This window comes from Halomonas meridiana (assembly GCF_009846525.1).
GTDB lineage: Bacteria > Pseudomonadota > Gammaproteobacteria > Pseudomonadales > Halomonadaceae > Vreelandella.
The window spans coordinates 1680518-1698626 of record NZ_CP024621.1 but is presented as its reverse complement, the minus strand read 5'-3'; the positions used below and the strand labels follow the sequence as shown (position 1 = coordinate 1698626).

At 57.6% G+C, this 18109-nt stretch carries 21 protein-coding genes; 5 read left to right on the top strand and 16 right to left on the bottom strand.

Annotated features, from left to right (window positions below; genetic code table 11):
- Nucleotides 1-4: 4 nt before the first annotated feature.
- The 4 genes from CTT34_RS08225 to CTT34_RS08210 all read right to left on the bottom strand — a co-directional run bounded on the left by CTT34_RS08225 (nt 5) and on the right by CTT34_RS08210 (nt 2893).
- A complete protein-coding gene (locus CTT34_RS08225) occupies nt 5-583 on the bottom strand; it encodes a hypoxanthine-guanine phosphoribosyltransferase (RefSeq protein WP_159341990.1) in 579 nt (192 codons plus the stop codon).
- Between the two features lie 43 nt (nt 584-626).
- A complete protein-coding gene (nagZ, locus tag CTT34_RS08220; RefSeq protein ID WP_159341989.1) occupies nt 627-1637 on the bottom strand; it encodes a beta-N-acetylhexosaminidase in 1011 nt (336 codons plus the stop codon).
- An 85-nt stretch (nt 1638-1722) separates the two neighbouring features.
- Complete coding sequence (locus tag CTT34_RS08215) at nt 1723-2238, bottom strand: L,D-transpeptidase (protein ID WP_159341988.1); 516 nt, start codon at nt 2236-2238, stop codon at nt 1723-1725.
- Nucleotides 2216-2893: a TetR/AcrR family transcriptional regulator gene (locus tag CTT34_RS08210; RefSeq protein ID WP_159341987.1), complete on the bottom strand. Its 678-nt coding sequence runs from the start codon at nt 2891-2893 to the stop codon at nt 2216-2218. Before CTT34_RS08210 ends, CTT34_RS08215 begins: the two co-directional genes overlap by 23 nt.
- A gap of 226 nt (nt 2894-3119) precedes the next feature.
- Here CTT34_RS08210 and lexA point away from each other — a divergent pair, with 226 nt between their 5' ends.
- Nucleotides 3120-3800 carry a transcriptional repressor LexA gene (gene lexA, locus CTT34_RS08205; protein WP_159341986.1) on the top strand — a complete coding sequence of 227 codons (681 nt, stop codon included), beginning with the start codon at nt 3120-3122 and terminating at the stop codon, nt 3798-3800.
- 33 nt (nt 3801-3833) lie between these two features.
- Here the strand turns inward: lexA and CTT34_RS08200 are convergent, their stop codons facing one another.
- A complete protein-coding gene (locus CTT34_RS08200) occupies nt 3834-4505 on the bottom strand; it encodes an energy-coupling factor ABC transporter permease (protein ID WP_159341985.1) in 672 nt (223 codons plus the stop codon).
- 17 nt (nt 4506-4522) lie between these two features.
- Nucleotides 4523-5377: a formyltetrahydrofolate deformylase gene (purU, locus tag CTT34_RS08195; protein WP_159341984.1), complete on the bottom strand. Its 855-nt coding sequence runs from the start codon at nt 5375-5377 to the stop codon at nt 4523-4525.
- Nucleotides 5378-5650: 273 nt separating this feature from the next.
- Here purU and CTT34_RS08190 point away from each other — a divergent pair, with 273 nt between their 5' ends.
- A complete protein-coding gene (locus CTT34_RS08190; protein WP_159341983.1) occupies nt 5651-7252 on the top strand; it encodes a ribonuclease J in 1602 nt (533 codons plus the stop codon).
- Between the two features lie 3 nt (nt 7253-7255).
- Here CTT34_RS08190 and moaE read toward each other — a convergent pair whose 3' ends face one another.
- The 10 genes from moaE to CTT34_RS08140 all read right to left on the bottom strand — a co-directional run bounded on the left by moaE (nt 7256) and on the right by CTT34_RS08140 (nt 15048).
- Nucleotides 7256-7732 carry a molybdopterin synthase catalytic subunit MoaE gene (gene moaE, locus CTT34_RS08185; protein WP_302476124.1) on the bottom strand — a complete coding sequence of 159 codons (477 nt, stop codon included), beginning with the start codon at nt 7730-7732 and terminating at the stop codon, nt 7256-7258.
- A gap of 3 nt (nt 7733-7735) precedes the next feature.
- Nucleotides 7736-8530 (bottom strand): cyclic pyranopterin monophosphate synthase MoaC, encoded by a 795-nt coding sequence (gene moaC, locus CTT34_RS08180; RefSeq protein ID WP_159341982.1) that lies wholly within the window; start codon nt 8528-8530, stop codon nt 7736-7738.
- An 18-nt stretch (nt 8531-8548) separates the two neighbouring features.
- Nucleotides 8549-9097: a molybdopterin-guanine dinucleotide biosynthesis protein B gene (gene mobB, locus CTT34_RS08175; RefSeq protein ID WP_159341981.1), complete on the bottom strand. Its 549-nt coding sequence runs from the start codon at nt 9095-9097 to the stop codon at nt 8549-8551.
- A gap of 22 nt (nt 9098-9119) precedes the next feature.
- Complete coding sequence (locus tag CTT34_RS08170) at nt 9120-10349, bottom strand: uracil-xanthine permease family protein (protein WP_174788521.1); 1230 nt, start codon at nt 10347-10349, stop codon at nt 9120-9122.
- 87 nt (nt 10350-10436) lie between these two features.
- Nucleotides 10437-11066, bottom strand: a complete 630-nt coding sequence (gene upp, locus CTT34_RS08165; RefSeq protein WP_044628300.1) for a uracil phosphoribosyltransferase — start codon at nt 11064-11066, stop codon at nt 10437-10439.
- A gap of 98 nt (nt 11067-11164) precedes the next feature.
- Nucleotides 11165-11848, bottom strand: a complete 684-nt coding sequence (gene ung, locus CTT34_RS08160) for a uracil-DNA glycosylase (RefSeq protein WP_159341979.1) — start codon at nt 11846-11848, stop codon at nt 11165-11167.
- 1 nt (nt 11849) lies between these two features.
- On the bottom strand, nt 11850-12329 hold the full coding sequence (gpt, locus tag CTT34_RS08155) for a xanthine phosphoribosyltransferase (protein WP_139528052.1): 480 nt from the start codon (nt 12327-12329) through the stop codon (nt 11850-11852).
- Nucleotides 12330-12335: 6 nt separating this feature from the next.
- Nucleotides 12336-12881, bottom strand: coding sequence for an adenine phosphoribosyltransferase (locus tag CTT34_RS08150; RefSeq protein ID WP_139528053.1), 546 nt, complete (start codon nt 12879-12881; stop codon nt 12336-12338).
- Nucleotides 12882-12915: 34 nt separating this feature from the next.
- Nucleotides 12916-14214 (bottom strand): NCS2 family permease, encoded by a 1299-nt coding sequence (locus CTT34_RS08145; protein WP_159341978.1) that lies wholly within the window; start codon nt 14212-14214, stop codon nt 12916-12918.
- A 204-nt stretch (nt 14215-14418) separates the two neighbouring features.
- Nucleotides 14419-15048: a riboflavin synthase subunit alpha gene (locus CTT34_RS08140; protein ID WP_159341977.1), complete on the bottom strand. Its 630-nt coding sequence runs from the start codon at nt 15046-15048 to the stop codon at nt 14419-14421.
- Between the two features lie 459 nt (nt 15049-15507).
- On the opposite strand from CTT34_RS08140, the gene CTT34_RS08135 reads away from it, so the two are divergent.
- The 3 genes from CTT34_RS08135 to CTT34_RS08125 all read left to right on the top strand — a co-directional run bounded on the left by CTT34_RS08135 (nt 15508) and on the right by CTT34_RS08125 (nt 18093).
- Nucleotides 15508-16551 carry a methionine ABC transporter ATP-binding protein gene (locus tag CTT34_RS08135; RefSeq protein WP_159341976.1) on the top strand — a complete coding sequence of 348 codons (1044 nt, stop codon included), beginning with the start codon at nt 15508-15510 and terminating at the stop codon, nt 16549-16551.
- A complete protein-coding gene (locus tag CTT34_RS08130) occupies nt 16532-17185 on the top strand; it encodes a methionine ABC transporter permease (RefSeq protein WP_159341975.1) in 654 nt (217 codons plus the stop codon). The genes CTT34_RS08135 and CTT34_RS08130 overlap by 20 nt, the downstream gene beginning before the upstream one ends.
- A gap of 113 nt (nt 17186-17298) precedes the next feature.
- On the top strand, nt 17299-18093 hold the full coding sequence (locus tag CTT34_RS08125) for a MetQ/NlpA family ABC transporter substrate-binding protein (protein ID WP_054640841.1): 795 nt from the start codon (nt 17299-17301) through the stop codon (nt 18091-18093).
- The last annotated feature ends 16 nt before the right edge of the window (nt 18094-18109 follow it).

The window sequence follows — 18109 nt, the reverse complement described above, 5'->3', positions numbered from 1 at the left end:
TGTATTACATGCCCTTAGGCGCAAAAATCCCTGGGGCGTTACGCCAATAGCCTTTGTAATCCATACCAAAACCGAAAACGTAACGGTCGGCCACTTCCAGACTGCAGTAGTCGGCCTTCAGACCCGGCACTGCTTTACGGTCGTGCTGCTTGTCGACCAGTACGGCGGTCGTGACACTGGCGGCCTGCGCCTCTTTGCAGTATTCGAGGATGGCGGCCAGCGTCGCCCCTTCGTCCAGAATGTCATCGACGATGACCACATGACGTCCCGCCATGGGCACTTCAGGCGAGACGCGCCAGAAAAGCTCACCACCGCGCAGTTCGTTCCGATACCGCGTGGCGTGCAGGTAATCCACCTCTAGCGGGAACCCCAGACGTGTCAACAAGTGCCCCGTCGTGATGAGCCCACCGTTCATGACGCAATAAAACACCGGCAGCTTGTCGCCCAAGTCACGCGTGATCTCCTCTGCCATGCGATCCAGCGCCCGCTCTACCTGTTCTTGCGAAATCAGGCAGTCGGCGTTATCCATCAACTCACGCATGGAATCCAGCGATTCAAGCGCTTCTGTATCCAACTTGGACATGCTACTTCTCCACAAAGCCTTCAAAAAGATAACGGTATAAAAATCAGTGTGCCAACGCGTCGAGTTTGGCATGGGTGCGCCGCCAGCGACCAAGCGCAGCCAAAGCATCGAGCTCTGGCCTTGCGCGACCGTAACGTAATTTGGCAGGACGTTTGTTCAACACCCCGTCACAGGCGTGAACGACTTCAAGAGCCGCCGCACGATCATTACATATCAGCAGCATGTCACAGCCAGCCGCCAGAGCTGCCTTGGCGCGCTCCGCGGGGCCACCGGCTTCGTGCGCACCGGCCATGCTCAAATCATCCGAGAAAATACACCCTTTGAACCCGAGCGATTCACGCAGCATGCCCAGCCATGTTGGCGAAAATCCGGCGGGACGTTTGTCAAAAGCCGAATAGATCACATGGGCCGGCATGATGCCGTTCAAGACGCTCGCCAACTCGCGAAACGGCACGAGGTCGCGGGCTTTCAATTCCGCCAGCGTCCGGTCATCGACGGGTAGCGCCACGTGGGAGTCTGCCGCCACGCCCCCATGGCCGGGAAAGTGCTTACCCACGGCGGCCATGCCGGCATCATGCAAGCCTTCGACAAACGCATGGCCAAGTTTGGCCACGTGAAGCGGGTCACTGCTGAAGCTGCGCTCACCAATCACGCTGGACACGCCACTTTCCACGTCCAATACGGGAGCGAAGCTAATATCCAGCCCGCAGGCGGCCATCTCCATGCCTAACAGCCAGCCGGTATCTTTGGCGAGGCTCAAACCTGCTACTGGGTCGGTGGCGAACAGCTCACCAAGACGCGCCATGGCGGGTAACCGGGTAACGCCCTGCTTGATTCGCTGGACACGCCCCCCCTCTTGATCGATCCCCAGCAGCAAATCGCCTCTCACACGACGAATGCTCTCGCACAGCTTGCGAACTTGATATGCGTCTTCGACGTTACGGGCAAACAGAATCACACCGCCCACGGCGGGATCTTTTAGCAGGCGCTTTTCCGCGTTGGATAACTGTGGCCCTTCTAGGTCAAGCATGACCGGGCCGATGGGTTGCGTCATGGTGGTGAATCCAACAAAAAAGGGCGCCATTCTAGACTAACCGCTTAGCGTGTCAAAATTCTGGCAGGACGCCGCATCAATGGGCTTAATGAAGCCAAACCGGCGTACCGGGCTGGGCATGGTCGAATAAGAAGTGTAAATCGTCATTGCGCAGGCGTATGCAACCGTGAGAAGCGGCCTCGCCCATGGGCTGGTCCTCGGGGGTACCGTGCAGATAAATATAGCGCCGCTGGGAATCCACGCTCCCTCCGCGGTTCACACCCCGCTCCAACCCGCACAGCCATAGAATGCGCGTCAAAATCCAGTCGCGCGAGGGGTGCGCGGCCGCAAGCTCTGGCGAAAAGACTTCGCCTGTCCAGCGGCGACCACGAAACACGGCATTATCCGGACAACCGCGGCCAATCGACGCTCGCACATAGTGCCAGCCAAGCGGTGTTTGACCGCTACCCTCTTCCTGCCCCACGCCTGCCAGCCCCGTCGAAATCGCACACTCATGCTGAATGTCGTTCCCTTGCCACCAGCACAGCCTCTGGCGCTGGGTATCGATCTCTATCCAACCCCCGCGTGTTGGCGGCAGCTCAGCTAGCTTGGGCGTTACCATGGTGACCCTCTTCAACCACAGCGGGTAACGGTGCATTCATGGCCGCCACTACGACAGGACGCAGCCGTCGCACCAAATCACGCACCGTGACCTGCTCTTGATAATCCTTGGCAGCAATATCGCGCAGTGCATCCAGCCCTGACAGCGTGAATATTACCGTTCCTAACATAAAGTGTAGCCGCCAGAAGCGCTCGGCGTCCGGCAGATCCGGCGTCGCTTTGCGCACCAGCTCCGTAAAACGGGTGAACACATCACCATACTGCTGCTGGATGTAACGCCTCAAATGTCCCTGCGCTTGGCTGTAGGCCAACCCTAGCAGTCGCATGAACACTTTTAAGCTATTGCGCTCGGCGGGAACGGCGAGCACCGTGGTCGCCATGGTTTCCAGCAACACTTCTAGGGGAATCGGCTGGCCCTGGTAGCGCGCCTCTAGTTCATCCAGTGCGGTATGAAAGCGCGCCGAGAACGGATCGAGATAGCGGGCGAACACCGCTTGAATCAGCGCCTTTTTGGAACCAAAGTGGTAATTCACGGCGGCCAAATTGACCCGCGCCTTGCTAGTGATATTGCGCAGCGACGTCTCGGCAAAGCCTCGCTCTGCAAATAGCACCTCTGCCGTATCCAAAATACGCGTTACCGTATCCGACTGGGCCATAACGCCCTCCAAAAAACAGGTGTTTTAAACAACGCTGAATACTATGCCATTCGCTTTGCTGGCTCAATCTCTTATCCAATTCGTGCCTAGTCATTGACGGGTTTCATGTTTGTCTAGCTTTCGTGGTCCTCGCCATGTACTGGACAGAGCAACATACTGTATACTTAACCACATACTGATTAAGCCGACATGTAGCTACTGTCTTTTCACTGTTTTGGAGTTTGGTATGTCGCGTCCACTCACAGCACGTCAGCAGCACGTATTTGATTTCATCGTTAAGACCATGGGTGAGCTGGGTTATCCGCCAACGCGCGCCGAAATCGCCAAAGCGCTTGGCTTCCGCTCTCCCAATGCAGCGGAAGAGCACCTGCGCGCGTTAGAGCGCAAGGGGGCCATTCGCATTATTCGTAATACGTCCCGTGGGATCCGTCTGCCTAATCAAGAGCCGCTGGAACCTGCCGATACGCCAGCCCCTGCCACAGCATCGGTCGCCGCTGACCCTCTCCCCAACGGATTGCCCGTGATTGGTGAAGTGGCCGCTGGCAGCCCGATTCTGGCCGCCGAGCACATTGACCGTTACTGCCCGTTGCCTGCCGAGTACTTCACGCCCAAGGCCGATTATTTATTGCGGGTACGCGGCCTCTCCATGAAAGATGTCGGCATTTTGGAAGGCGACTTACTGGCCGTTCACCGTACCGACCGCGTGCGGGATGGTCAGATCGTGGTAGCACGACTAGAAGACGAAGTCACGGTCAAGCGTTTTAAACGCCAGGGGCATCAAGTGACGTTGATTGCCGAGAACGCCGACTTTGCCCCCATCGAGATCGATCTGCGCACGCAGCAACTGGATATCGAAGGCGTCGGCGTTGGGGTAATTCGTGGAGGCAACGGTCAGGCACTGGGCTGATCCTCACCGACGCTCTGCATACACTCGCCTGCGTTACTGGGAGTCGATATAACGGTGGTCATTGAACGTGGCCACCCAGTTCGGATGGTAGACCAGCAGGATGCTGAGCAGCATCCCCGTAATGAAGGCCTCGGAAGGCATCAGCAGTGGTAAAAAGCGGGCATACTCTTGAGCCAGATACACGGCTTCAGGGTCAGTGCCCGCCATGAGGATGAGCGCCACCGCCGACAGTCCACCCACCAATGTCGACAGCGCCGCACCAAAAAAGCCACAGGCAAATAGAAAGACCATCAAATTATCCGGCAGCCGGCGATCAACCAGCCGCCACACCACGCCTGTCACCATGGCAGGTACGATGCCGGTGACCAGCACGTTTGCCCCCAGCAGGGCCCAGTCGTTTCGTCCAATCGCCACCATGGCAACGTTGATCATCAGGTTGCTGATGAGCGCTAACGGCATTTTGAATACCAGCGTCATTAGTACCGTAAAGACCAAATGCAGCGTCAGCCAATCCACCGCTTGCGCACGTAGCTGCCAAAACAGCATGACGATCAGGGTTGCGGCCAGCCAGCGGTGCTGAAGCGCCGGATCATCCAGAAGAGGTTGCCAGGGGCGCAGCCAAACGCACCAGCCCATCACACCCAGTGACAACAACCCACTCATCACGAGCGCCCACGGTGCCAATACGCTTTGTGCAAAGGACATAGCGCCCCCAGAATCGATTAACTAAAGACGACCGTCTTATTGCCGTGGATGAGTACGCGATCTTCCAAGTGCCAACGCAAGCCGCGAGCCAGCACCGCTTTCTCCACGTCGCGACCAAACCGAACGAGGTCGGTAGGCGTATGACAGTGGCTGACCCGATGAATGTCTTGCTCGATGATCGGCCCGGCGTCCAGCTCTTCGGTCACGTAGTGGCATGTCGCACCGATCAGCTTCACGCCCCGCTCATAGGCTTGATGGTAGGGCTTGGCACCGGCAAACGACGGCAGGAAGCTGTGGTGGATGTTGATGACTCGACCTGCATAGCGCTCGCACAACGAGGGCGGCAGTATTTGCATATAGCGGGCCAGCACGACACAGTCTGCACGGGCCGCGTCGATCCGCTCTTGCACCTGGTCGAACGCCGGCTGTTTGTTGGCAGGATCGACCGGCACATGATGGTAGGGAATACCGTACCACTCGGTGAGCGAACGCATATCGTCATGGTTGGAAATCACGCTGACGATATCGCAATCCAACTCCCCTGCCTGCCAGCGGTAGAGCAAGTCGACCAAACAGTGAGACTCTCGGGATACCATCAACACCACGCGGCGGCGTTTCTCGGTATCCACCAGCGACCACTGCATATCGAACTCCGCCGCGACGGGTTCGAACGCGGAACGCAGCGCCTCTGCCGACATGCCGAGTGAGTCCGCCAGAATTTCATAGCGCATGAAAAAGCGGCCAGTCTCTAAATCCGAGTGCTGGCTTGCCTCGGTAATGGAACCACCCTGCTGAGCAATAAAGCTTGAGACACGCGCCACAATGCCCACTTGGTCTGGGCAGGAAACAACTAACCGGTAATAATGAGACATCACAAACACTCTTAACGTATTTAACGGCACGCTCGCCAAGCACCTGCCGGGCGGCAGGTAAACTCTGTAGCGACCTTAGTGTAACGTAAGCCGGATGATGAAGCACCGTGGTCAGGTGCCGCGATGATTGTTACCCGCCCCCCGCATCCCGTATAGTTAAGGGATTACTTTCTAGGCTTTTCATAACTGATGCATCCATCACGCGTTCAACTTCGTCCCCGTCGCCGCCCGCCTCTGCGCCTACTGCCGCTAGGTGGCTGTGGCGAAATTGGAATGAACCTTACGCTGTATGGATACGACGATCAGTGGATCGCCGTCGATTGCGGCATGATGATTCGCCAAGACCTGCCGAACTCCCCGCTTCAAGTACCCAACACGGATACCTTGGAAGCGCTCAAGATCGTACCTAAGGCGCTGTTCATTACGCACGGCCATGAAGACCATATCGGTGCCGTAGCGTGGTTGTGGCCTAAATGGGGCTGCCCGATCTTTGCCACGCCACTGGCGGCGGGACTACTTCGCTACAAGTTTGCCGAACACCAGCTCAGTAGCGCAGCGATTCAGATCATCGAACCAGGGGATGCGGTGGAGAGCGGTCCATTCACCCTTCGCTATCTCAGCGTTACCCACTCCATCCCCGAAAGCTGCGCCATCATGATGCAAGCGGGAGATTACCGCATCCTGCACACGGGAGACTGGAAACTCGATCCAACGCCGCTCATCGGTGCGCCGGTCAGTGCGGCACAGTTTCGAGCCTTGGCGCCGGTAGATCTGGTGGTGGGTGACTCTACCAATGCCCCCATGCCGGGACAGTCGGCGAGCGAAGGAGACGTCGCCAAGGCACTGGCCACCACGCTGAAAGCCTGCAAAGGCCGCGTAGTGGTGTCCTGCTTTGCCAGTAATTTGGCGCGGGTGTTGGCCATCGGCTTAGCGGCCCAGGCATGTGGCCGCCGGGTTAGCCTGATGGGCCGCTCGATGGAGCGCATGGTCAGTGTGGCCCGAGGCCTTGGCTACTTGGACGACTTTCCGCCCCTAGTGCCCGCCCACGACCTTGGTTACCTCCCCCCCGAAGAGGTCGTGATTATTGCCACCGGCAGCCAGGGCGAACCGCGCGCCGCTTTACAGCGTTTGGCCCAGCGACGCCATCCGTTCGTCGACTTGGAGCCAGGCGATAGCGTCATTTTTTCTGCCAAAGCCATTCCGGGCAATGAGCGCCCCATTGAGCAGCTTAAAAAACGTTTGTTGCAACTCGATGTCACGCTCTTCGATGAAACGAATCATCCCGAGCTTCACGCCACCGGCCACCCCGCTCAGGAAGAGCTCAAAAAGCTCTATCAGTGGGTCAGACCCAAAATGCTACTGCCGGTGCACGGCGAGGCTCGCCACCAAGCGGCGCATCAGGCGCTGGCCGAAGAGCTAGGTATTCAAGCACCGCTGGCACCCGTAAATGGTGACATGCTCGTGCTCGACCACCAGGGATTGCGCTGCGAGACGCGCTATCCGCAGCCCCCTTGCATCGTCAACCAAAATAGCGTGGTGCCCCACCCCGGCTTGGATATTGGCCAGCCCTCTTCCCGCCGAGGCAGCCTCTTTCTGGCTCTGCCGGTCGCTGCCACAGAGACCGGCTGGTGCCGAATCGGGCGCTTGATGCTAGATGCCAGCGGCGCCAGCCCCATGGACGAAGATAGCTTCAGCGAGTGGCTGGATGACCAGCTCGACGAGATCCCGGCAGATACGTTGGCCGATTTGCGTCATGCGCTTCAGCCAAGGCTGGTGCACTGGCTAGCGAACCACTTACAGCATATGCCGGACGTGCACCTGCAGATCATGGCCGCCGAAATGCCGACCATCGAAGAGCTGAACGACGAGCCTTGAGTACTACCACCGAGCAGCATCCTGCTGGTCGGTGTCGCGCTCTTTCACCCAGTAAGCTCCCTGTTTAGAGTGCTCTTTCTTCCAAAAGGGTGCCTGCGTTTTCAAATAATCCATGATGAAATCACACGCCTCGAACGCATCACGGCGGTGCGCGCTGGCGACCAGTACCCGCACGATGGGATCCCCAGGGGACAAATCACCCACCCGGTGAATGACCCGCACCGCTTGCAGTGACCAGCGCTGCCAAGCTTGCTCGGCAATCTGTGTCAAGATGCGCTCGGTCATGCCTGGGTAGTGTTCCAGGGTCAAGCCGGTGACGTCAGGCGTTTCGTTGAAATCTCGCACTAACCCGGTAAAGGTAACGATCGCGCCAATGTCAGTACGCTGGCGCAACGCACTTTCATAGCCATAATCCATGGAAAATGGCGCGGGCTGTACCGCTACCGCAATGTCTGGCGCTGTCGGTTCGTGAACGGACACGGCTTAGCCTCCGGTGACCGGCGGAAAAAAGGCCACTTCGTCTTCATCGGTAATGCGTGCGCTGTCATTAGCCATTACCTGGTTGATGGCACATAGCGTCCGCTGATCGGCAAGTACGGCAAAACGCGTGTCTTGAGCGCTGAGCGCCGCTTTCAAGCCAGCGACATCGCGACTTGGCAGCTTGTCCAAGCCAATGGCCAGATCGCTCTCACCGATACGCTCACGCAGTTCGGCCAGAAACTTGACCCGCACACAGGGGGAGGCGCAGCGCTCGCCGAGACTCACCTCGCCCGCAGCCCCTTCACCGGTGACGATGGGCGCGGTCATTTCCCGGCGGTAATCGCCGCGCTGACCGCCCTGCTTGCTATCCAGCTGTATTGCCTCGATACGCATCTCTTTGTCGACCGCTTTACACATGTCATACAGCGTCAAACATGCGACCGACACCGCGGTCAGCGCTTCCATTTCGACGCCGGTGCGGCCGTTCAAGCGGCACATGGCCGACACGTTCACACACCCTTGGTCATGGTCGATATCGAACGCTACCGCCACTTTGGATAGCGCCAGTGAGTGGCAAAGCGGAATGAGCTCATGGGTTCGCTTGGCCGCTTGGATACCGGCGATGCGGGCCGTGGCCAGCACATCGCCTTTAGGCAGCGCCCCATCACTTAGCAACTTCAAGGTGGCGGGCTGCATAACGATACGCCCGGAGGCGACCGCCTCTCGACGGGTTTCTTGCTTATCGCCGACGTCAACCATATTTGCTTCGCCGTGCGCATTCAGGTGGGTTAACTGCATGGTGTCACCTTTTCATCATCAAGCCAAAGAGCGGCGTTGTTGGTCGACCCACTCGCTTACCCAGCGAGCAATCTCTTCATGTTGATTCAAATTCAAGCGCGTAACGGAGGGCGCCAGCGCCACGGGCGGCTCACCGCTCAGCGCGACGGCCTGGGCCCACGGATCGGACAAAATCGCCGGATCACCGATACCGTCGCGGTAGAGCACCAGTTTGGGAATGGGCCAAGCCTTGAACCCTTCCACTATCACCAAATCAGGCGCGTGGGGGGTCATCAACGTCAACAGGTAGGCAAGATCGGGCTCCTCTTGCCCGGGCGTTTCCTGCATGAGCGCAAAACGCTGGCGCGATGCAATCAGCATGGGCGCTGCGCCAGCACTGCGCAATTTGTAGCTATCTTTCCCGGGCTGATCCACATCGAACTGGTGATGGGCGTGTTTGATCACCGCCACCGAAAGGCCCTGTTCACGCAGCTTAGGCAAAAGCTTCTCTAGCAGCGTGGTTTTGCCGGTTCCGCTCCAGGCTGCCACCCCCAATACGGGAAACGGGCAGTGTAGGGTATCACTCATAATTCACCATTAGCGCCACGGGTCATTCACCCTCTTTTTCAGCAGGCAACAGCCAGTTTAACGCAATGCCCACCAGCGCCGCCAAGCTGACACCCTGGAGCGTGAACTGCCCACCGCCAAACTGCATGCCGCCAATCCCGAACACCAAGATCAGCGACACCACCACCAAGTTACGCGCCGCCGTCAACGACTGCCCCGCGCGCACCAGGGTGTTCATTCCCACCACGGCAATCGAACCAAACAGCAGCGTCATGATGCCCCCCATGACCGGGCCAGGAATGGTTTGCAGCAGCGCCCCTAGCTTACCCACGAACGCCAGCACGATCGCGATGACCGCCGCTACCATCATGTAGGCGGGATTGAACGCTTTGGTCAGCGTCACGGCGCCGGTTACTTCAGAGTAAGTCGTGTTGGGCGGCCCGCCAAATAGCGCCGCAGCCGTGGTGGCCAAACCGTCGCCCAGCAGCGTTCGGTGCAAGCCGGGCTTTTCCATGTAGTTGGTGCGCGTGACCGAACCAATGGCCACCATGTCCCCAATGTGCTCGACGGCGGGTGCAATCGCTACAGGAATCATGAAGAGAATGGCCGCCCAATGAAAACTAGGGGCCGTAAAATTGGGTAACGAGAGCCAGGCAGCCTCCCGCACCGGCGTAAAGTCGATCACTCCCATGATGAGTGCCAGGGCATAGCCTGTCGCGATGCCCCCCATGATAGGCACCAGGCGCAGAATGCCGCGCCCAAACACTGCTAGCACTAGAGTGACCAGCAGGCTCGCCATGGAAAGAAAAATCGCCTGACCGTAGCCAATCTGGTCACTGGTTTCCCCGGTGGCCATGCTGACGGCGACCGGCGCGAGGGCTAAGCCGATCACCATGATAACGGGGCCAACCACCACGGCAGGCAGCAAGCGATGCAGCCAAGCGGTGCCTTTCAACCGCACCGCCTGGGAAATCGCCACATACACCAGGCCTGCTGCCATCAATCCACCCAAGGTGGCCGACACGCCAAAGCTGGCAATGGACCCCTGTATCGGGGCAATGAAGGCAAACGATGAGGCCAAAAAGACCGGCACGCTCTGCTTGGTCACACCATGGAACACCAGCGTACCTAGCCCGGCGGTAAAGAGCGCCACGCTGGGATCTAGCCCGGTCAATAGAGGCACCAGCACCAGCGCACCGAAGGCGACGAATAGCATCTGCGCGCCGGTCAGCAGCATTTTTGGCCAAGACTCTTGTCTCGCACTCGTTGTCATCACACCACTCCTGGGGTCTGTTATTCATCACGGAGGCAAAAAAATGCCCCCAACGCGATGCGTAAGGGGCCTTTAGAGGCGGAGCGCTTAACGCGTTCCGAAAATCTTATCGCCGGCATCTCCCAAACCGGGGACGATGTAGCCGTTCTCATCGAGTCGGTCATCCACCGACGCGGTGTAGATTTCTACATCAGGATAAGCATCTTGCACCCGTTTAATCCCTTCAGGGGCAGCCACCAAAACGATGACTTTCATATGCTCACAGCCGCGCTCACGCAGCATGTCCAACGTGGCCACCATGGAACCGCCGGTCGCCAGCATCGGGTCGATCACGATCGCCATCCGCTCTTCGATGTCGTTGGCGAACTTCGCAAAATACGGCACCGGCTGCAGTGTCTCTTCATCGCGGTACAAGCCGACGACGCTCACGCGTGCGCTGGGAATCAAATCCGTCACGCCTTCGAGCATGCCCAAGCCTGCACGCAGAATCGGGACGATGGTGACCTTCTTACCTTTCAGACGACGCGTCGCAATGGGCTCGCCGTTCCAGCCTTGAATCTCATGATCCTCAAGCTCCAGACCTTTGGTGGCTTCGTAGGTCAGAAGCTTAGCCACTTCACCTGCCAGTTCACGAAAGCTCTTGGTGCTCAAATCAGCTTCGCGCATCAGTCCCAGCTTATGTTGAACAAGCGGATGGTTAATGGCGTAGACACTCATGGGACTTCCTCACTGCAGGGGATTCAGGATGGCGACATAGGTCGCCATCGACATGCTTACAAAATTGCGCGCCATTCTACCCGCAACTGACCATCAGGTTAAGGGGTTTCCGGTAATTGCCACGCAATTGGTGCACGCCCCTGTGCTTCCAAGAACTGATTCGCCTTGGAAAAGTGACGATTGCCAAAAAAGCCGCGGTGAGCCGATAGCGGCGAGGGGTGTGGCGACTCCAACATCAAATGACGAGAAGTATCGATCAGCGACTTCTTTTGACGCGCATGGCTACCCCACAGAAGAAACACACTAGGTTCGGCGTGTCGGCTTACGGTCTCAATGGTCCGATCGGTGAAATGCTCCCACCCTTTACCACGATGCGACGCGGCATTGCCCTGCTCTACCGTCAGCGCCGTGTTCAATAGCAGCACCCCTTGCTTGGCCCACGACTCCAAAAAGCCGTGACGCACCGGCGTAAAACCCACGTCGCTCGCCAACTCCTTATAAATGTTGACGAGCGACGGGGGCACCGGCACCCCCGGCTGTACCGAAAAGCAGAGCCCGTGCGCTTGGTTAGGCCCGTGATAGGGGTCTTGCCCCAGAATCACCACTTTCACCGAAGCGAGAGGCGTAAGCTCGAAAGCACGAAACCAGTTCGACGAGTGCGGGTAGATAACTTTCTTGGCCGCTTTTTCATCGGCCAAAAACGCCTTCAGGGCGGACATGTACTCCGCCTGAAACTCTTGCCCTAGCCACTGGCTCCAATCATCGGGTAGCGGGTTAGCCATATTACTTCTTCATTTGATCGGCGAGTGGCTCGACGTAAGCTATGCCCATATCCCAAGGGAACTGGATCCAGCACTGCTGAGCCACTTCGGTCAGGTATTGATCCACCAAAGGACGCCCCTCTGGTTTGGCGTAGATCGTGACAAAATGTGCTTTAGGCAGCATTTCACGCACGGCACGGGCCGTTTTGCCGGTATCGACGAGATCGTCGACCAACAGCCAGCCATCACCATCGTGGTCGACGCCTTTCATGATGTCCAAGCCGCCCTGCTCCATGTGGTCATAGCTTTTGATGCACACGGTGTCGATCAGGCGAATGTTCAGCTCGCGGGCAATCAGGGCCGCCGGAATCAGGCCGCCACGGGTAATCGCCACAATGCCTTTGAAATCCCGCTCGATGAGCAGGTGGCACAGCTGGCGCACGTCGCGATGAATTTGGTCCCAAGAAACGGTGAAGTGTTGATGATAGCGTTCGCTGCTCATGGGACGTTACTCGTCTTCGTTGAAGGAACAGACCGCGAATACGCTGTAACCCGCATCGCGAATTTTCTGAGAACCACCCAGTTCGGGCAGATCGATGATCGTTGCTGTCTCGACGACGTGACCACCGCAGCGCTGAATCAGGTTGGCCGCTGCCAGCATCGTGCCGCCCGTGGCGATCAGATCATCCATGAGCAAAATCCGATCACCTTCCTGGAACGCATCGGCATGAAGCTCGACTTCCGAATGACCGTACTCCAGCGTGTAGGTTTCGCTGATGGTTTTGAACGGCAGCTTGCCCTTCTTACGCACGGGAACGAAGCTGCAGCCCAGCTCGTACGCCAACGGTGCGCCGATGATAAAGCCACGGGCATCGATGGCCGCGATGGCATCCAGATTCATTTCCTGGTAGCGGTGCACGAAACTGTCGATCAGCTTACGAAAGGCAGCGCTGTTTTGCAGCAAGGGAGTAATGTCACGGAAATTCACCCCCTGCTCTGGCCAGTCAGGAACCGTGCGAATAACGGACTTAATGTAATCGCCGTAGATGCTCATCGCGTCTCTCATTGATTAGTCGAAGATTGGGTGGTTAACCCATGAATAGAAACTTTGCTGCAAATAGCAGCGCTAACACCACTACCGCCGGGTTGAGGTCCGCAAAGCGGCCCGACAGCGTTTTGATCGCAACGTAGCTGATGAAGCCCAGGGCGATACCTTCCGCAATGGAGAAAGTCAGCGGCATGGCGATCGCCGCAATGAGGACCGGGGCAGCGTCGGTGGGATCTTCCCAATTCGCATGCGCCAAACTTCCCGCCATCAATACAGCGACATAGAGAAGTGCACCGGCGGTCGCATAGGCAGGGATAGAGCCTGCCAGCGGCGCGAAAAACAGGCTGATCAAGAACAGCACACCAACCACGACTGCCGTCAGCCCCGTGCGCCCACCGGAAACGATGCCCGCCGTGGATTCAATATAGCTGGTGGTGGTGGAGGTACCCAGCGCGGCACCGGCCATCGACGCCGTACTATCGGCCATCATGGCGCGACCGATGCGCGGCAGCTTGCCATCTTCGTCCAGCAGCTTGCCTCGGTGGGCCACCCCTACCAGCGTGCCGGACGTATCGAACAGGTCGACGAACAGGAAGGCAAAGATAACGCTGAGCATGGCCACGTCCAGCGCGCCCATCAGATCCATGGCCATAAAAGTTGGCGCAATGGAGGGCGGCATGGACATGATGCCACCGTACTGGTTATGCCCCAGCACCATGGCCAAGACGGTCACCCCGATAATGCCGATCATGACTGCGCCAGTCACGCGCAGGTAGGCCAAGGCCGTGATCACGAAGAAGCCCAGCAGTGCATAAAGAGGAGCTGGCTCGGACAAGTCTCCAAGAGAGACGAACGTTGCCGGGTTAGCGACCACGATGCCTGCGTTTTTCAAAGCAATCATCGCCAGAAACAGGCCGATCCCCGCAGCAATACCCAAACGTAGCGAAAGCGGAATGGAGTTGATGATCCATTCGCGGATTTTGAAAATACTCAGCAAGAAAAACGTCAAACCGGAGAAGAAGACGGCCCCTAGCGCCGCTTCCCAGGTATAGCCCATGCCCAGCACGACGCCATAGGTAAAGAAGGCGTTCAGCCCCATGCCGGGTGCTTGTGCAATAGGGTAGTTCGCCCATAGCCCCATGACGAAACAGCCAATGGCCGCAGCCACGCAGGTGGCAACAAAGACAGCGCCGTAATCCATTCCCGCTTCCGAGAGGATGCTCGGATTGACGAAGATGATGTAGGCCATGGTTAAGAACGTCGTGACCCCAGCGATCACTTCCGTCTTGACGTTGGTCTTCTGCTCTGTGAGCTTGAAGTAGTTGTCCAGAAATTTCATGTAGTTTTTATCCTTCGCGCTTACGCCGAATGCGTCCCTTGGTGCGAGAAAAGCCGCACATACTACCGAAAGGCACCGCGTGATGCGAGTGCCTCACGTGCAGCCGTTGATCGAGGGCACGTCCCCTCACCTACTGTTTAGCAAACTTTAGGCCACCAGCTAACCGATCGGTCAACAAAAACCCAAAACGATACCGTCACATGGCTACATGGACCGGCTCGCCAACACCCGCTCTACCGTCTCCACGATGACCTGTGTTTGCGGATCGATCTCGATATTGACCCAGTCGCCCATTAAGCGACTACCCAATACCGTACGGGACAGCGTCTCGGGAATCAGGTTAACACTGAACTCGGCCCCTGCCCCATCCGCCGAAGGACGCACGTCACCCACGGTGAGACTAATCCCATCAACGCCAATGTAGCCTTTTTCAAATACGAACTTGGCGGCTTTTTCGGGTAGCGCGAACCAGAGACGGCGATTATTGGGCGCCTCCTCGATGGCGACTACCTGCGCCATACAAATGATGTGACCGGACATGGAGTGCCCACCGATCTCGTCCCCGAAGCGGGCCGCACGCTCTATGTTGACGCATTGCCCTGGCGTAATTGCACCAAGATTGGTCAGCCGGAGCGTTTCTCGCATCAGGTCGAAACTGACACGCTCGCCCTCGATGGCCGTCACCGTCAAGCACACACCGTTATGCGCGACGGACGCGCCTATCTCCAGTCCGCTACGCAGACTCTCTGGCAAGGCCACCACATGCGTGCGGAACTCCTCTAGCTCGCGCACTTCGACAACCTCAGCAGTACCTTGAACGATACCCGTAAACATGAGCCCTTCCTTTCAAAACAGGTGAACAGGGTGGCGTAGGCCATAAAAACTTGCGCAAGCTTACTACTAATGACCCAACCTTGTGCAGCCAGTCGGCAACCCCGCGTGAGCGATCATGGTTTTTTGCTGCCAACACCCAGCCAAACCCGCCGCCAACAGCAATAACCACCAAATAAAAACACTTAAAAAGTAAATCACCCTGTTTAACAACTTAAAAACATGAAATAGAACGGTTTTCGTTGACAACACCCCGGCCGCTCTTTAGACTTTCGCCGCAAATGTAATGACGCCGATTTGTACCCAGATTGCGGGCGTCCACCTGGCCTTTGGCGGGGTGAAGTGCAGCTAAAAGGGTGTGTCCAGCGTTGATGGCCACCCGCAAGGGTGGCCTTTTTTTGTTCCCCGCCCTACGCTTGCCCCCTCGCACTCCGTCTTCGGCCTACCATTAAGGCAGACGCTATGATTGAACTTAGCAACGTTAGTAAAACCTATGGCAACGGCGACAGTGCCGTTCACGCCCTTCAAAATGTCAATTTAACGATCCCCAAAGGCACCATCCACGGGGTCATCGGCCTCTCAGGCGCGGGGAAATCCACCCTCATCCGTTGCGTCAATCTGCTCGAGCGCCCTACGAGCGGCAGCGTCGTTGTGGACGGGCAGGAAATGACCGAGCTTGGCCGCAACGAGCTCAACCAAGCTCGTCACCGTATCGGTATGATTTTTCAACACTTCAACCTGCTTACCACGCGGACTGTTTTTGACAATGTCGCCCTCCCCCTGGAACTCATGGGTGAAAAGCGCAGCGCAATCAAAAACCGCGTACTGCCACTGCTAGAGATGGTCGGCCTCGCCGATAAAGCGAAGCAGTATCCCGCTCAGCTCTCCGGCGGCCAGAAACAGCGTGTCGCCATTGCCCGCGCCCTTGCCAGCAAACCCAACGTGCTGCTATGCGACGAAGCGACCTCGGCACTGGACCCACAGACGACCAGCTCAATCCTTGAGCTGCTGCGGGACATCAACCACCAATTGGGCATTACCATTTTGCTCATTACCCACGAAATGGAAGTGGTGAAATCGATCTGCCATCGGGTCAGCTTGATTTCTGACGGTAAGCTGGTGGAAGACGCGGAAGTGGGCGACTTCTTTACCGCGCCCGCAACGCAGCTTGGCCGCGACTTTTTGAACGACTTCTTACAGCTCAGCCCCCCGAAAGAGCTACTGGAGCGTCTGCAAGAGAGCCCCAGTGAACATACGCACCCGGTGGTGCGCCTGACGTTTTCGGGCGACGCCGTCTCCACGCCGCTCATCTCTCGTCTAGCGCGAGAGTGCAGCGTGGATGTCAGCATCCTGCAAGCCAAAGTCGAGTCCATTCAAGACCGCACGCTGGGCCTGATGATTGCCGAGCTGCTGGGCAGCCACGAGCAAACCCAGCAAGCCATGTCCTATCTAGAAGCGCATCAACTACAGGTGGAGGTACTTGGTCATGTCCAGCGCAATGTTTGATCTCATTTTACAGGCCACGCTGGATACCCTTTATATGGTGGCCGTGTCGGGCGTGATCGCCACCCTACTGGGACTCCCCCTGGGCGTGATGCTTTACGTGACCCGCCCGCGGCAAATCATGGCGATGCCCGTCCTCAACCAGGCACTGGGCATCATCACCAATATCGGGCGTTCGATTCCGTTCATCATTTTGATGGTCGCCATTATCCCCTTCACCCGCATGCTGGTCGGGACCTCCATCGGCATCAACGCTGCGTCGGTCCCGCTGACGATTGCTGCGATTCCATTCGTGGCACGCCTTATCGAGGGCGCGCTGAACGAGATCTCGCCAGGGCTGATCGAATCTGCACAATCCATGGGGGCGACACCCTGGCAAATCATTACCAAGGTGCTGATTCCTGAAGCGCGCGGCGGCATCATTACGGGCCTCACCATTACGCTCGTCACCCTAGTGAGCTATTCGGCCATGGCGGGCGCCGTAGGCGGTGGCGGACTGGGCGACCTGGGTATTCGCTACGGCTACAACCGCTTCAACCCCACGATCATGCTGATCACCGTGGTAATCCTGGTCGTACTGGTACAGGGGTTTCAAAGCCTGGGCGACTACTTGGTGCGCAAAAGCGACCGCAAATAGTCATAGCCAGCCTTTGTTATGGGCATAGCTAAATATAACAAAAACGCATTAGACTTGCGTTTCTTATTCCCGCATTATTGCAACACGATGCACAACGACACTGGAGTAACGCCATGCAAAAAGTCATTATCGGCAGCCTGACCGCACTGGCTCTGGCCATCAACGTGGCCAATGCGGAAACCCGTACCATCAAAATGGGCACCGTCGCCGGCCCCGAAACCGAAGTCATGGAAGTGGCCGCGCGCATTGCCAAAGAAGAGTACGACCTGAACGTCGAAATCATTGAGTTCACCGACTACGTCACACCGAACGCAGCGCTGGCCGATGGCAGCCTGGATGCCAACGCCTACCAGCACGAGCCCTATATGCAGGCGATGGTCAATGACCGTGGCTACGACTTCGCCATTGCTGGCTACACCTTCGTTTACCCCATCGGCGCGTATTCTGAGAAGTACGATAGCATCGATGAGCTGCCGGACGGCGCACAAATCGCCCTGCCCAACGACCCTTCCAACGAAGGGCGTGCGCTGATTCTGATGCACAACGAAGGCCTGATCACGCTCAACGATCCGACGTTCCTGGAAGCCACGCCGATCGATATCGCAGAAAACCCGCGCGGCTTCCGCTTTCGTGAAATCGAAGCGGCGCAGCTGCCCCGTGTACTGCCTGACGTAGACATGGCCTTCATCAACAACACTTTCGCCCAACCGGCTGGCCTGAGCCTGGACGATGCGCTGATCAAGGAAGGCCCTGAGTCTCCCTACGTCAACCTGATCGCAGTTCGCGGCGGCGATGAAGATCGCGAAGAGATTCGCCAGTTGGTCGACGCTTATCAGCGTGACGAAGTGATCGAGAAAGCCGACGAGCTGTTCAAAGGCGCGGCGGTACCGGGCTGGACCGACGAGTAACTCTCATCCGCTCGTC